This window comes from Cellulomonas biazotea, from assembly GCF_004306155.1.
GTDB classification, from domain to species: domain Bacteria; phylum Actinomycetota; class Actinomycetes; order Actinomycetales; family Cellulomonadaceae; genus Cellulomonas; species Cellulomonas biazotea.
This window is the reverse complement of sequence record NZ_BIMR01000267.1, coordinates 1-15,644: the sequence shown is the minus strand read 5'-3', so window position 1 is coordinate 15,644 and position 15,644 is coordinate 1. Positions and strand designations below refer to the sequence as shown.

Here is a 15,644-nt window from a genome sequence, read left to right as displayed (position 1 = left end):
GCCACACCGGCCGCGCCTCGCCGACCGCCCGCGCCGCCGGTGTCGCCCGCCGACGCCGCCGCGCTCGCCGAGGTCGAGGCCCGCTGGCGCTCGACGTGGCCCGCCGCGCTCGGCGCCTGGGGCCGGACGACCCGCGTGCACGCCCCGGTCCTGCACACCGAGCCCTGCGGGATGCCGTCGTGGGCCTGGTACTCGGTCGAGGACGTCGAGGTGCACGTCGACCTCACGGTCGTGCGCGAGCGCGGCATCGAGGACCACGCGCTCGCCGTCCTCGCGCACGAGATCGGCCACCACCTGCTCGCACCCGTGGACCGGGCGTCGCACGTGCGGATCGCGGCGCGCGTCCGTGCGGGCCTGGTCGACATGGACCACCTCGTGGGGCTCGTCGCGAACCTGTGGTGCGACCTGCTCATCAACGACCGCCTGCAGCGCCAGGCGGGGGTCGACCGTGCCGCGCTGTCCGCCGCCGTCGGGCCGCCGCGCGCCGACGACGTGCTCATGCTGCTGGTGCTGCGCACCGACGAGATCCTCTGGGGCCTGCCGCGCGGGACGCTCGTCGGCGAGCACCCGACGCCGGACGCCCCGGCGATGCTGTGTGCGCGGCTCGTGCGCGCCTACGCGCGCGACCCGGTCGCGGGTGCCGCGGGGTTCGCGTCGCTCGTGCGCACGACCGTGCCCGACGACCAGCTCCGCGACGAGGAGGCCCGTACGGGCACGGTGCGGCTCGTCGCGTGCGGGGGCCCCGACGGCGACGACGGGTCCGTGCCGTTCGGCGTCGCGACCGACCCGACGCTCGCGGCGCCCGTCGTGCACCCGTCGCTCGACCCGCGCGTCGTCGGCGCCGGTGCCGTGGAAGCCGCTGCGGGCGCCCCCTCGTCGCCGGCCGGTGCGGCGGCCGGCAGCACGCTCGAGCCCGCGGCGCTGCACGCCGTCCTCGCCGCGCTGGGGTCGGGATCGACCCGGCAGGACGTCGCCGTGGCCTGGTACCGCGAGAACGCGGCGCGTCACCTGGTGCCGTTCCCCACCCGCGAGCGCCCGCGACCGAGCGACGAGCTGATCGCCGGGCTCGAGCCGTGGGAGGTCGGCGACGACCTGTCCAGCGTCGACTGGGCGGGCACGGTCACGGCGTCGCCGGTCGTCGTGCCCGGCATGACGACGGTCCGCCGCGCCTACCTCGACGACCCGGAGCAGGACGTCGAGACCCGGCCCGTCGACCTCGACCTGTACCTCGACTCGTCCGGCTCGATGCCGGACCCGAGCCGCACGCGCGCGCCGGTCGCGCTCGCCGGTGCCGTCCTCGCGCTGTCCGCGCTGCGCGCCGGGGCCCGCGTCCAGGCCACGACGTGGAGCGGACCGCAGCAGGTCGCCGGCACCGACGGGTTCACCCGGGACACCGACGCGGTGCTGCGCGCGATCGTCGCCTACTTCGGCGGGTCGACGGCGTTCCCGCGTGCACTCCTGCGCCGCACGCACCTGGGCGACCCCCGCACGGGGGCGCCGCCGACCCGGCACGGCCCCGCGCACATCGCCGTGATCTCCGACGACGGCGTCACGACGATGTTCGGCGACGGCTACCCGCCGACCACGCTCGACCCGACCGCGCACGACGCGCTCGAGGCCGCGGAGGGCGGCGGGACGCTCGTGCTCCAGGTCCCGCCCGACTGGGCCGCCGCGTTCGAGCCGAAGGCCGCGGGGTACGCCGTGCACGCGGTGCGCACCGACGAGGACCTGCTGACGTTCGTCCGCCGCATGGCGGCGAGCACCTGGGGAGGTGACCGTGGACCGGCGTCCCGATGACCTGGAGCGCGTGACCGGCGGCGAGCCCGACGGCCCGCCGGTCGCCGCGCTCGTGCACCGCCTCGCGCTCGCCCCGCCCGACCTGTTCGAGCCGGCCGTCGGGACGTCCGCGCTCGTCGCCGACGTCGCGGCGGGCCTCGACGGCGCGGTCCTCGACCGGGCGTCGCTGCGGGCCCTCGACGCCGACCTGCAGGGCACGGCCGACGGCGTCGCGTCGCGCCGCGCGCTCGTCGGCCTGCTGTGCTGGCTCGTGGCCGACCCGGCGCTCACCACCGCCCCGGGCGTGCAGGCGGCGACCGCGGCGGCGGGCGGCCGGACGGCGTGGTTCCTGCGCCTCGTCGAGGGCGTGCAGCGCGTGCTCGCCGGGCAGCGAGCGGACCGCGACTGGGTCCGGGACGAGACGGCCCGTGAGGAGCTCGCGCGCGCCGTGTGCCGGCTCGGCGGCGTCCTGCCCGCGGGGGAGTCGGCCGCGACGGCCGACGACCGCTGGCTCACGGTGAGCTCGGCGTACCAGGGCAAGGTCACCGCGGCGCTCGCGGTCGAGCGCGCACGGGCCGAGGAGCTCGCGCGGGTCCTCGCGGAGCAGCGCGCGAAGGAGGCAGCGGCCCAGTATGCGAACTACTGACGGCACCCCGGGGACGCCCCCGGACCCGACGCCCGACCTGACCGTCCTGGTGCCCGACCCGGCGCTCGACGAGTACGCCCCGATGGGCTCGGTCGCGCTCACCGACGCCGAGCGCTGGCCGACGCTCGACGCCGCGGGGCTCGCACGTGTCGACGGCTGGCGCGAGCACCGGTCGGCGCCCGTCTGGGTGCACGCGACGGGCGACCGCCTGCGACCCGACGACCTCGACGCGCTCGCGGACGCCGCGTCCCGGCTCACCACGGAACCGGCCGCCGGTCCGCCGGACGAGCCCGCCTGGGTCGCCGACCTCGTCGCCCGGGTCCACCGGACGGTCCCGCGCTGGCGCCGGGCCGCCCGTGAGGGTCGCAGCGGCCCGACGACCCCGCTGCGCGACCTGCCGACGACGAGCCGCGCCGACCTCGCCGACGCGGCGGCGCACGTCCCGCTGGACGTGCCGCTCGACCGGGTCCTGGAGGGCAGCAGCTCGGGTCACACGGGCGCCGCGCTGCTGGTGCCGCTGCACCCGGTGTCGGTCGCGGCAGACCTCGTGCTGCTGCAGCACCTCGTCGCGGCGGCGGGCGGCGACTGGCGTCCGGACCCGGCGCGGCTGGGCCTGGCGAACGTCGTCGACCAGCGCGCGTCGTTCACGTACGTCTCGGCGATGACGGCGTTCGGGCGTGGCCCGGACGACCCCGCCCCCGTGATGGCGCGCGTCAACCTGCACCCGTCGGTGTGGCGGGCGGACGGCGACCGTGAGCGGTACCTGGCCGCCGCGGACCCGCAGGTGCTCAGCACGTCGACGCTTCCGCTGCTGCGGCTGCTGGACCTCGCGGCGGACGGCCTGGCGCTGCACCCGGTCGCGGTCGTCAACGGTGCGACGGACCTGCCGCCCGCGGTGCGCGACGCGGTCCGCCGCACGTGGGGCTGCCCGGTGCTCGACCTGTACGGCCTGCGCGAGACAGGGCCTGTCGCGGTGTCGTCGGACGGCGACGGCCACGTCGTCGTGCCGCGCCGGGTGTGGGTGGAGGTGCTGGACGACGCGGGTCGGCCGGTCCCGGACGGGGAGCGCGGCGAGGTCGTCGTGACGGTCGACGAGAACCCGTACCTGCCGCTGCTGCGCTACCGCACGGGCGACACGGCCGCGCTGGTCCGCGACGCGCGCGGCACGGTGCTCGTCGGCCTGCAGGGGCGGGCGCCGGTGGCGTTCGTCGCGGCGGACGGGCGGGCGTCGTCGTCGATCGACGCGACGCAGCTGCTCCAGGCGTACGGCCTGGCCGCCTGGGAGCTCGACCAGGACGCCGCGGGCGACGTGCGTCTGCGCGCCCTGCCGCTCGTGGGGCTCGGCGTCGAGCCGGAGACGACGGCCCGTGCGGCGGCGGACGCCGTCGCCCGCTGGCTCGGCCGTCCGGTGGACGTGCAGGTGGTCCGCGACGCGGCGGCGCTCGGGCCGGGCAAGCCGCGCCGCTTCCGCTCGGCCGCGGCACCACCGCCGACCGCCCCCTCTCGCCCTCCGACGTCCGGGAAGGACCGTCCATGACCGACCTCGACGCACCCCGCGTGCGCGTCAACCAGGTGGGGTACCTCACGCACGGGCCGAAGGCGGCCACGCTCGTGACCGACGCGACGGGCCCGGTGCCGTGGCGGCTGCTGCGCGGCGACGCGGTGGTCGCGGCGGGGGAGTCCGTGCCGCGGGGCCACGACCCGTCGGCGGGCGTGGACGTGCACGTCGTGACGTTCGACGCGGTGCGCGAGCCGGGTGCGGGGTACGTGCTCGAGGCGGACGGTGCGACCAGCGACCCGTTCGCGATCGGCGCCGACCTGTACGACGGCCTGCGCGTCGACGCACTCGTGGTGTTCTACGGCCAGCGCAGCGGCGTCGCGATCGACGAGGCGCTGCTCGGCGAGGGGTACGGGCGCGCGGCGGGGCACGTCGACGTGGCGCCGAACGGTGGCGACGGCGCGGTGCCGTGCCTGCCGGCGGGCCACGCGACGACGGCCGAGGGCGTCGACCTGTACGACGGTTGGACGGGCGGCTACGCGCTGGACGTGACGGGCGGCTGGTACGACGCGGGCGACCAGGGCAAGTACGTGGTCAACGGCGGCATCGCGGTCGCGCAGCTGCTCGGCCTGTACGAGCGGACGCTGCGCACGCGCGGCGCTGACGCGGCGGACGCGGACCCCCTGGGCGACGGCTCGCTGCGGGTGCCCGAGCGCGGCAACGGGGTCCCGGACGTGCTCGACGAGGTCCGCTGGGAGCTCGACTGGATGCTGCGCATGGTCGTCCCGGACGGCGAGCCCTTCGCGGGCCTGGTGCACCACAAGGTGTCCGACGAGCGCTGGGTGCCGCTGCCGATGCTCCCGGCGGACGACCCGCAGCCGCGCTTCCTGCACCGGCCCTCGACCGCGGCGACGCTCAACCTCGCGGCGGTCGCGGCCCAGGGGTCGCGCCTGTTCGCGCCGCACGACGCGGACTTCGCGGAGCGGCTGCTGACGGCCGCGCGCGCCGCGTACGACGCGGCGTCGACGCACCCGGTCCTGCTGGCGCCGGACACGAACACGCTGGCGAACGCGGGCAGCGGCCCGTACGACGACACGGACGTCGACGACGACCGCCTGTGGGCCGCGACCGAGCTGTACCTGACGACGGGGGAGGACCGGTTCGCCGCGGACCTGCGCGCGAACCCGTACCGGCTGGGCGGCACGTCGCCCGCGTTCCGCCCGGAGGGCTTCGACTGGAACCACGTGGCGGCGTGGGCGCGACTGCAGCTCGCGACGGTCCCGAGCGCGCTGCCCGAGCGCGCGCTGGTGCGCACGTCGGTCGTCGACGCCGCGGACGACCTGGTCGCGCAGCAGGCGACGCAGCCGTTCGGCCACCCGTACGTCCCGACGTCGGGCCGCTACGACTGGGGCTCCAACGGGCTGCTGCTCAACAACCTCGCGGTGCTCGCGGCGGCGCACGAGATCACCGGCGACGTGCGCTACCGCGACGCCGTCCTCGGCGGTGTCGACTACCTGCTCGGCCGCAACGCCGTCGGCGTCTCGTACGTCACCGGGTACGGCACGCGTGACGTGCGCAACCAGCACAGCCGCTGGTACGCGCACCAGCTCGACGCGTCCCTGCCGCACCCGCCCCGCGGCACGGTGTCGGGCGGTCCGAACTCCGACTGCCCGGACCCGGTGTCGGCCGCGCTCGCGGGCAGCCCGGCGCAGCGGTGCTTCGTCGACGACATCGGCGCGTACGGCGTGAACGAGATGACGATCAACTGGAACTCGGCGCTCGCGTGGGTGGCGTCGTACCTGGCGGGCCTGGGGGACGGGGCAGCGCCGGCCTGACACATCGGCCCGCCGCGGCCCGGGCGGGAGTTCGGGCGGTTCGACCAGTTCTCCTACAACGATGTACTTCTGTCCCACAACGTTGTAGATTCCGGATCCGGTGCTCACCGCCGCGGTCGGACGACGTCCGCCGGGACGGGCACCGTGTCCTGCGTCCGACGTCGCACCAGGAGTTCCGATGGCCCGTCGCCCCTTGCGCACCGCCCTCGCGGCCGCCGCCCTCACCGTCGCGCTCGCCGCCACGAGCGCCCCCGCCGCCCAGGCGCACCGCCGCCCGGCCGAACCGCCCCCGCCGACCTTCCAGGACGTCTCGGTGCACGACCCGTCGGTCGTCACCGCGGACGGCGAGACCTGGGTGTTCGGCAGCCACCTCGCCGCCGCGAAGACCGACGACCTCCTGCACTGGGAGAAGGTCGCGGACGGCGCGAACGCGGACAACCCGCTGTTCGACGACGTCCGCGCGAACCTCGCCGAGACGTTCGCGTGGGCGCAGACCGACACGCTCTGGGCCGCCGACGTCATCGAGCTGCCCGACGGCCGGTTCGCCATGTACTACAACGCCTGCAAGGGCGACTCGCCCCGCTCGGCGATGGGGATCGCGGTCAGCGACGACGTCGACGGCCCGTACGTCGACCAGGGGATCTTCCTGAGGTCGGGGATGTGGGACCAGCCGTCCGACGCGGTCGACGGTGCGATCTACGACGCGCGCGTGCACCCCAACACGGTCGACCCGGACGCGTTCGTCGACGCCAAGGGCAACTGGTGGCTGGTGTACGGCTCCTACTCGGGCGGCATCTTCATCCTGAAGCTCGACCCGTCCACGGGGAAGCCGGTCGCCGGCCAGGGGTACGGCACGCACCTCGTGGGCGGCAACCACAGCCGCATCGAGGGCCCGACGGTCATGTACGACGCCACGACCCGCTACTACTACCTCTTCCTGTCGTTCGGCGGCCTCGACGCGAACGGCGCGTACAACGTCCGCGTCGCGCGCTCGAAGAGCCCCGACGGCCCCTACCTCGACGCCGCCGGCAACGACATGGCGCAGGTCAAGGCCGACCCGGCCAAGCCGCTGTTCGACGACGCGTCGATCGAGCCGTTCGGCACGAAGATCCTCGGCAACCACCTGTTCGCCCGCGAGGTCGGCGACCCCGGCGAGGGCCCCGGCACGGGCTACCTCTCGCCCGGCCACAACAGCTGGTACCGCGACCCCGAGACCGGCGAGACGTTCCTCGTGTTCCACTCCCGGTTCCCCGGCCAGGGCGAGCAGCACGAGGTCCGCGTGCACCAGCTGTGGATGAACGCGCAGGGCTGGCCCGTCCTCGACCCGTACCGCTACGCGGGCGGTGACGACCGCCGGATCGACCGCAAGGACGTCGCGGGCGACTACGCGCTCGTCACGCACGACAAGGCGCTCACGGCCGACCAGCGCCGCGCGACCCCCGTCACCCTGTCGGCGAACGGCAAGGTGTCGGGCTCGATCACCGGGAAGTGGTCGCTGACCGGCAAGAGCACGGTCCGGATCGACGCCGGCGGCACCCGCTACGACGGGGTCTTCACGCGGTCCTGGCAGCCCGACCTCGCACGGTGGGTCGTGACGTTCAGCGTCCTGTCGCGCGACGGCGTCACGCTGTGGGGCAGCCCCGTCCCGCCGATGACGGCGAAGCAGGCCGTCGACGCGGTCGTGGCCGACCTCGACCTGGGCGACACGTCCGGTGTCGTCGCCGACCTCACGCTGCCGACGACGGGCACGCACGGCACGACGATCACGTGGTCGTCCTCGGTCCCGGCCGCGGTCTCGGAGACCGGCGACGTGACCCGGCCCGAGGCGGGCGCGGGCGACGCGCACGTCACGCTCACCGCGACGGTCCGGGGCGGCAAGGTCACCCGGACGGCGACGTTCGACGTGACCGTGCTGCAGCGCGTCGCGGGCGGCGTCGTCGGGTCCTGGTCGTTCGAGGGCGCCCTCGCCGACGCGACGGGCACGCACGCCGCGGCGTCGACGACCGGCCCGCGGGTCGACCAGGCGGGGGGCCAGGTCACCTACGTCGCCGACGGCGCGCGCGGCCAGGGGCTGCACCTCGACGGCACGTCCGGCGTCCGGCTGCCCGACGGCCTCGTCGCGGGCTCGACGTGGTCCGCGGCGATGTGGCTGCGCCCGCAGGTGCTCACGCCGTACACGACGGCGTTCTTCGCGGCCCGCGACGCCAACAGCTGGGTGAGCGTCGTCCCGCGCGGCCACGACGGTGTCGGCGGGAGCACGATGGTCTGGTCCGGCGCGCAGTGGTACGACGCGGGCACGGGGACGCAGATCCCGGTGGGCGAGTGGAGCCACGTGGCGCTCACGGTCGACGGCGGCGACGTCGTCGTCTACGTCGACGGGCAGGCCGCCTACACGGGCACGGGCTTCCCCGACGTCCTGACGACGGCGACGGGCACGTTCGCGCTCGGCGTCAACTGGTGGGACACGCCGTTCCAGGGCGACGTCGACGAGGTGTCGGTGTGGAGCTCGGCGCTCACCGCGTCCGAGGTCGCGGCCCTCGCGACGCCCTGAGCCCAGCCCGGCGAAGGACGACGGCACGGTCGTCACGACCCCTCCCCGTGACGACCGTGCCGAAGGCCGGCGCGCCGGTGCGCCGGTGCCGCCACCGGAGGCCGGCCCGCCCGCCGGTCTCCGGTGGCGGTCCCCCGCCCGGGGGTCGCTAGACTCGGGCGCACAGGCGTCGACCCGGCCATCACCGGTGAGCCTCCGGAAGAACAGGCGGTCCCTCCACCCGAGGGCCCGCCCCAGTAGAACCGGACGGGGCAGGCCCGTCACAGCCGCAGCAGAGTGGTCGACGCCCCTTCCGGGGGAGCCGGCAAGCGAGGTGGTACCGCGGTCGTCCCCGTCCCGGGGGTGGTCGTCCTCGTGGCCGTGAGCGAGATCGACCAGGAGACCCGACGGTGACCACCGCACCGCGCTACCCGCTGCACCGCCCCGACCAGCCCGTGCCCGCGTCGCCGGACCTGCCCGGGCTCGAGCGCGAGGTCCTCGCGCACTGGGACGCCGACGGGACGTTCCAGGCGTCGATCGACCAGCGCGACGCGGGCGAGAACGGCGCCAAGGAGTTCGTCTTCTACGACGGCCCGCCGTTCGCCAACGGCCTGCCGCACTACGGCCACCTGCTCACGGGGTACGCGAAGGACGTCGTCCCGCGCTACCAGACGATGCGCGGCCGCCGGGTCGAGCGCCGGTTCGGCTGGGACACGCACGGCCTGCCTGCCGAGCTCGAGGCGCAGCGCGTCCTGGGCATCACGGAGAAGTCGCAGATCGACGAGCTCGGCATCGCGAAGTTCAACCAGGCGTGCCGCGAGTCGGTGCTCAAGTACACCGGCGAGTGGCGGGAGTACGTGACCCGGCAGGCGCGCTGGGTGGACTTCGACCGCGACTACAAGACGCTCGACGTCTCCTTCATGGAGTCGGTCGTCTGGGCGTTCAAGCGGCTGTACGACAAGGGTCTGGCGTACGAGGGCTACCGGGTCCTGCCGTACTGCTGGGTCGACGAGACGCCGCTGTCGAACCACGAGCTGCGCATGGACGACGACGTGTACGCGTCGCGCCAGGACCCGGCGCTCACGGTCGGCCTGCGCCTGGAGACCGGCGAGCTCGCCCTCATCTGGACGACGACGCCGTGGACGCTGCCGAGCAACCTCGCGATCGCGGTCGGCCCCGATGTCGAGTACGTCGTGGCCGAGCCCGCGGCCGGCTCGCCGTTCGGCGAGGCGCACCCGGGGGAGCGCGTCGTGCTGGCCGCCGCCCGGCTGGCCGCCTACCAGCGCGAGCTGGGCGAGGCGACCGTCGTCGAGACGCTCACCGGTGCGCAGCTCGCGGGCCGTCGCTACACGCCTCCGTTCGACTTCTTCGCGGGGCACGAGCACGCCCACCAGGTGCTGACGGCCGACTTCGTGACGACCGAGGACGGCTCGGGCATCGTGCACCTGGCGCCCGCGTTCGGCGAGGACGACATGGTCGCGTGCGACGCCGCGGGGATCGCGCCGGTCGTGCCGGTCGACTCGCGCGGCCGGTTCACCGCCGAGGTCGGCGACTACGCCGGCCAGCAGGTGTTCGACGCGAACAAGCCGATCATCGCCGACCTCAAGGCGGGCACGGGCCCGCTCGCGCGCGTCGACGCGGCCCACCGCGCGGTCGTCCTCCGGCACGAGACCTACGAGCACTCGTACCCGCACTGCTGGCGGTGCCGGAACCCGCTGATCTACAAGGCCGTGTCCTCGTGGTTCGTGCGCGTCTCGGAGTTCCGCGACCGCATGGTCGAGCTCAACCAGGAGATCTCCTGGACCCCGGAGCACATCCGCGACGGGCAGTTCGGCAAGTGGCTCGCAGGCGCGCGCGACTGGTCGATCAGCCGCAACCGCTACTGGGGCACGCCGATCCCCGTGTGGGTGTCCGACGACCCGCTGCACCCGCGCGTCGACGTGTACGGCTCGCTCGCGGAGCTCGAGGCGGACTTCGGCCGCGTGCCGACGAACGAGGCGGGCGAGCCCGACCTGCACCGCCCGTTCATCGACGAGCTGACGCGCCCGAACCCGGACGACCCCACGGGGCGCTCGACCATGCGCCGCATCCCCGACGTCCTCGACGTGTGGTTCGACTCGGGGTCGATGCCGTTCGCGCAGGTGCACTACCCGTTCGAGAACGCCGACTGGTTCGAGCACCACTACCCGGGCGACTTCATCGTCGAGTACATCGGCCAGACGCGCGGCTGGTTCTACACGCTGCACGTCCTGGCGACGGCACTCTTCGACCGCCCGGCGTTCCGCAACGTCATGTGCCACGGCATCGTGCTGGGCGACGACGGCCGCAAGGCCAGCAAGTCGCTGCGCAACTTCCCCGACCCCGTGCTCATGTGGGACAAGTACGGCTCGGACGCGGTGCGCTGGTCGCTCATGTCGAGCCCGATCCTGCGCGGCGGGAACCTCGTCGTCACCGAGGAGGGCATCCGCGACGGCGTGCGCCAGGTGCTGCTGCCGCTGTGGAGCACGTACTACTTCTTCACGCTGTACGCGGGCGCCGCGCGCGGCGGGGAGGGGCTCACGGCGCAGCGCGTCGACGAGACTCGCGCCGCGGACCTCGCGACGATGGACCGCTACGTGCTCGCCCGCACGCGCTGGCTGGTCGACGACGTGACGCGCCACCTCGACGCGTACGACATCGCGGAGGCGTGCGAGGCGGTCCGCGACCACCTCGACCTGCTGACCAACTGGTACGTCCGCACGCAGCGGCAGCGGTTCTGGGACGAGGACCAGGCGGCGTTCGACACCCTGTGGACGTCGCTCGAGGTGCTCACCCGCCTCATGGCGCCCCTCGCGCCGCTCGTCACCGAGGAGATCTGGCGCGGGCTGACCGGCGGGCGCAGCGTGCACCTGACCGACTGGCCGACCGCGGCGGACGTCGTCGCGACCGACGTCGGCGCCGACATCACGGAGGCCGAGCTCGTCGCTGCGATGGACCGCGTGCGGGAGGTCGTGTCCGTGACGCTGGGCCTGCGCAAGGCGCGGCAGCTGCGCGTCCGCCAGCCCTTGCGCGAGCTGCGCGTCGTCGTGCCGCACCCGCAGTGGTTCGGGCCGTTCGTCGACCTCATCGCGTCCGAGGTCAACGTGCGCGGCGTGCGCGTGCTCGGCCTGCACGACGCCGACGCCGCCGACCTGGGCGTCAGCGCCCAGCTGTCCGTGAACGCCCGCGCCGCCGGGCCGCGGCTCGGCCGCTCGGTGCAGTCCGTCATCAAGGCCGCCAAGGCCGGGGCGTGGGAGCAGACGGCCGACGGGGTCGTCGTGCGCACCGACGACGGCGACGTGACCCTGCAGGAGCACGAGTACACGGTCGCGACGGTCGTCGAGCAGCGCGAGGGCACCGAGCTCGCCGCCGGGGTCCTGTCGACCGACGGGTTCGTCGTCCTCGACGTGGGCCTGGACGACGAGCTGCTCGCCGAGGGCTACGCGCGCGACGTCGTGCGGCAGGTCCAGGACGCGCGCAAGGCCGCGGGCCTGCACGTGGGCGACCGCATCCTGCTCACGCTCGACGTGCCCCGCGACCACGTCGCGGCCGTCGAGGCGCACCGCGACACCATCGCGCACGAGACCCTCGCGGTCGGGGTGACGGTCAACCCGTCGCCCGGTGCCGAGGTCGCGGTCAAGGTCGAGGCCGTCGAGGCGGGCGGGTACGAGGCATGAGCGCCGGCAAGGGCGGGGCGGACCACCTCCGCGCGGAGCAGGAGCGCGCCGCGCGCGAGGCGGCCGACGAGGTCTACCAGGGCATCCTCGCGCGCGCCCCGGAGCACGACATCGACCCGACGCTCGACCGGGTGCGCGAGGTCTGCGAGCTGCTGGGCGACCCGCAGCGCGCCTACCGGACCATCCACCTGACCGGCACCAACGGCAAGACGTCGACGAGCCGCATGGTCGAGCGGCTGCTGCGCGAGCACGGGCTGCGCACCGGCCGGTTCACGAGCCCGCACCTGACCCGGGTCACGGAGCGGATCGCGATCGACGGCGAGCCGATCAGCGACGAGCGGTTCGTCGAGGTCTGGCAGGACGTCGCGCCGTACGTGCACCTCGTCGACCAGCGCAACGCCGAGCGCGGCCTGCCCCGGCTGTCGTTCTTCGAGGTGTTCACCGTCATGGCGTTCGCGGCGTTCGCGGACGCCCCCGTCGACGTCGCCGTGGTCGAGGTCGGCCTCGGCGGCCGGTGGGACGCGACGAACGTCGTCGACGGCGAGGTCTCGGTCGTCACGCCGATCGCGATGGACCACGAGCGCTACCTGGGCGACACGCTCGTCGAGATCGCGTCCGAGAAGTCGGGCATCGTCAAGGACGGCGCGACGCTCGTCCTCGCCCGGCAGCAGGAGGACGTCGAGGGCGTCGTGCTGGCCGCCGCCGCGGAGCGCGGCGCGCGCGTCGTGCGCGAGGGCGTGGAGATCGAGGTCGTCGACCGGCAGGTCGCGGTCGGCGGGCAGCTGCTCACGCTGCGCGGCCTGGGCGGCGTCTACACGGACGTGTTCCTGCCGCTGCACGGCGGGTTCCAGGCGCACAACGCGCTGCTGGCGCTCGTCGCCGTCGAGGCGTTCCTCACGGGGGGAGCGGCGCTCGACGGCGACGTCGTCGGGGCCGCGTTCGCCGACGTCACGTCGCCGGGCCGGCTCGAGGTCGTGCGCTCCAGCCCCACGGTCATCGTCGACGGGGCGCACAACCCCGCAGGTGTCGAGGCGCTCGTCGAGGCCGTCGAGGAGGCGTTCGCGTTCCAGCGGGTCGTCGGCGTCGTCGGCGTCATGGCGGACAAGGACCCCGAGGGCATCCTCTCGGTGCTCGAGCCCGTGCTCGCCGAGATCGTCGTCACCCGCGCCTCGTCGTCGCGCGCGCTCGACGTCGACGAGCTCGCGGAGGTCGCGGTCGACGTGTTCGGCGAGGACCGCGTGCACGTCGTCGAGCGCCTCGACGAGGCCGTCGACCGGGCCGCGTCGCTCGCGGAGAGCGAGGTCGAGCGCGGCGCCGCGGTGCTCGTCACCGGGTCGATCGTGCTCGTCGCCGAGGCGCGGGTGCTGCTCGGCCGCCCCTGAGCGCCGGTGCCGGACCCGTCCGGGTGACCGCAGGCCACGTCGCCGGCGGGTGCTGCACGAACGTGCAACCTGGACGCACGTCCTCCCCTTGCCAGACCCGGGGGCCGCGGAGAGGGTGAGGTACGTCGGGACGACGGCGCCTCGACGCACGTGACGTGGGCGGTCGCCCTCGTCGGAGGAGGGACGGTCAGCGTGAAGAAGCTCATCAACGACCCCCAGGACGTCGTGGCGGAGTCCCTCGAGGGCTTCGCCGCCGCGCACGCGGACCTCGTCGAGGTGCACACCGACCCGCCGTTCGTCACGCGGGCCGGCGGGGCGGTCAGCGGGAAGGTCGGGCTGGTGAGCGGCGGGGGCAGCGGCCACGAGCCGCTGCACGCCGGCTTCGTCGGCGTCGGCATGCTCGACGCCGCGGTCCCGGGTGCCGTCTTCACGTCGCCCACGCCCGACCAGATCGCCCCCGCCCTGCAGGCGGCCGACGGCGGCAAGGGCGTGCTGGCGATCGTCAAGAACTACACGGGCGACGTGCTGAACTTCGAGACGGGTGCCGAGCTCGCCGAGGCGGAGGGTGTGACCGTGCGCTCGGTCGTCGTCAACGACGACGTCGCCGTCGAGGACTCGCTGTACACCGCGGGCCGTCGCGGGGTCGCCGGCACGGTGTGCGTCGAGAAGATCGCGGGTGCCGCGGCCGAGCGCGGCGACGACCTCGACGCGGTCGTCGCGGTCGCCGAGCGCGTCATCGCGAACGTCCGGTCGATGGGCGTCGCGCTCACCGCGTGCACCGTGCCGCACGCGGGCAAGCCGAGCTTCGACCTGCCCGAGGACGAGATCGAGATCGGCATCGGCATCCACGGCGAGCCGGGGCGGCGCCGCATCCCGCTCGCCGGGGCGGACGAGATCACCGAGGCGCTGCTGACGCCCGTCGCCGACGACCTCGGGCTGTCCGGCGGGGAGAAGGTGCTGCTGTTCGTCAACGGCATGGGCGGCACGCCCGCCTCCGAGCTGTACGTCGTCTATCGTCGGGCACGCGCGTTGCTCTCCGAGCGCGGGGTCGAGGTCACCCGCTCGCTCGTCGGCAACTACGTGACATCACTGGAGATGCAGGGCGCGTCGGTCACCGTGCTGCGGCTGGACGACGAGCTGACCGCCCTGTGGGACGCCCCCGTGCACACGACCGCCCTGCGTTGGTGAGACGCGGGCGCCCGGAGCACGGGGTCGACGAGGGAGCGTGGGCATGACGCTTGACGTGGCGTGGGCGGTCGACTGGGTGCGCGGCTGCGCGCTGACCGTCGCGGAGCACCGGGACGAGCTCATCGAGCTCGACCGGCAGATCGGCGACGGCGACCACGGCGAGAACCTCAACCGCGGGTTCAAGGCCGTGGTCGCGAAGCTCGACGCGCTGGAGGAGCAGCCCGCGCAGATCGGCGACGTGCTCAAGCTCGTCGCCACCACGCTCATGTCGACGGTCGGCGGCGCGGCCGGACCGCTGTACGGCACGGCCTTCCTGCGCGCCGCCAAGGCGACCGCGGCGAGCGAGGTCGACAGCGGCGGCGTCGTCGCGCTGCTGGAGGCCGCGCTCGAGGGCATCGTCGCGCGCGGCAAGGCCACGACGGGGGAGAAGACGATGGTCGACGCGTGGACCCCGGCGACGGAGGCCGCGGTCGCGGCCGCCGACGAGGGTGCGGAGCCGCCGGCGGTCCTCGCGGCCGCCGCGAAGGCCGCCGCGGCGGGTGCCCAGGCGACGATCCCGCTCGTCGCGACGAAGGGCCGCGCGAGCTACCTGGGGGAGCGGTCGGCCGGCCACCTCGACCCGGGTGCGCGCTCGACCGAGCTCATCCTCGTCGCGGCGGCGCAGGCGGCGGCGTGACCGTCCCCGGCGCGCCGGCACGGGTCGCGCTGGTCCTGGTGTCGCACTCGCGCGCGCTCGCCGAGGGGGCCGTCGAGCTCGCCGGCCAGATGGCGCCCGGGGTGCTGCTGGTCGCCGCGGGCGGCGGTCCGGACGGCGGTCTGGGCACGAGCTTCGACCTGGTCGAGCAGTCGTTCGCGCAGGCGCTGGCCGACGGGCGCTCGGCGGTCGTCCTGACGGACCTGGGCTCGGCGGTGCTGACCGCGGAGTCGGTGCTCGACCTCGCGGAGCCCGACGACGTCGCGCGGGTGCGGCTGGCCGACGCGCCGTTCGTCGAGGGGGCGGTCGCCGCGGCGGTCGCGGCGCACGGAGGCGGCGACCTGGCCGCGGTCGTGGCGGCCGCGGAGCACGCGGGGTCGACGTTCGCGGGGTCCGCGGC

General features: G+C 75.0%; 10 protein-coding genes. All 10 read left to right on the top strand.

Going from position 1 to position 15,644, the window contains the following annotated elements:
- Positions 1–1,797: vWA domain-containing protein (locus CBZ_RS15915; RefSeq protein ID WP_218022795.1), on the top strand; the 1,797-nt coding region annotated here is incomplete at its 5' end.
- On the top strand, positions 1,778–2,422 hold the full coding sequence (locus CBZ_RS15910) for a hypothetical protein (protein WP_130782475.1): 645 nt from the start codon (positions 1,778–1,780) through the stop codon (positions 2,420–2,422). The genes CBZ_RS15915 and CBZ_RS15910, both read left to right, overlap by 20 nt.
- A complete protein-coding gene (locus tag CBZ_RS15905; protein WP_130782474.1) occupies positions 2,409–3,959 on the top strand; it encodes an AMP-binding protein in 1,551 nt (516 codons plus the stop codon). The genes CBZ_RS15910 and CBZ_RS15905 overlap by 14 nt, the downstream gene beginning before the upstream one ends.
- On the top strand, positions 3,956–5,755 hold the full coding sequence (locus CBZ_RS15900; protein ID WP_130782473.1) for a glycoside hydrolase family 9 protein: 1,800 nt from the start codon (positions 3,956–3,958) through the stop codon (positions 5,753–5,755). Before CBZ_RS15905 ends, CBZ_RS15900 begins: the two co-directional genes overlap by 4 nt.
- 178 nt (positions 5,756–5,933) lie before the next feature.
- Complete coding sequence (locus tag CBZ_RS15895; RefSeq protein ID WP_130782472.1) at positions 5,934–8,306, top strand: LamG-like jellyroll fold domain-containing protein; 2,373 nt, start codon at positions 5,934–5,936, stop codon at positions 8,304–8,306.
- 389 nt (positions 8,307–8,695) lie between these two features.
- Entirely contained in the window at positions 8,696–11,980 is a 3,285-nt protein-coding gene (ileS, locus tag CBZ_RS15890) for an isoleucine--tRNA ligase (RefSeq protein ID WP_130782471.1), read from the top strand.
- Positions 11,977–13,362: a bifunctional folylpolyglutamate synthase/dihydrofolate synthase gene (locus CBZ_RS15885; protein ID WP_130782470.1), complete on the top strand. Its 1,386-nt coding sequence runs from the start codon at positions 11,977–11,979 to the stop codon at positions 13,360–13,362. The genes ileS and CBZ_RS15885 overlap by 4 nt, the downstream gene beginning before the upstream one ends.
- A gap of 192 nt (positions 13,363–13,554) precedes the next feature.
- Positions 13,555–14,550 carry a dihydroxyacetone kinase subunit DhaK gene (dhaK, locus tag CBZ_RS15880; protein WP_130782469.1) on the top strand — a complete coding sequence of 332 codons (996 nt, stop codon included), beginning with the start codon at positions 13,555–13,557 and terminating at the stop codon, positions 14,548–14,550.
- Positions 14,551–14,593: 43 nt separating this feature from the next.
- Positions 14,594–15,226, top strand: coding sequence for a dihydroxyacetone kinase subunit DhaL (dhaL, locus tag CBZ_RS15875; RefSeq protein ID WP_130782468.1), 633 nt, complete (start codon positions 14,594–14,596; stop codon positions 15,224–15,226).
- The coding region (dhaM, locus tag CBZ_RS15870) for a dihydroxyacetone kinase phosphoryl donor subunit DhaM (protein WP_130782467.1) at positions 15,223–15,644 on the top strand (422 nt) is incomplete at its 3' end. The genes dhaL and dhaM, both read left to right, overlap by 4 nt.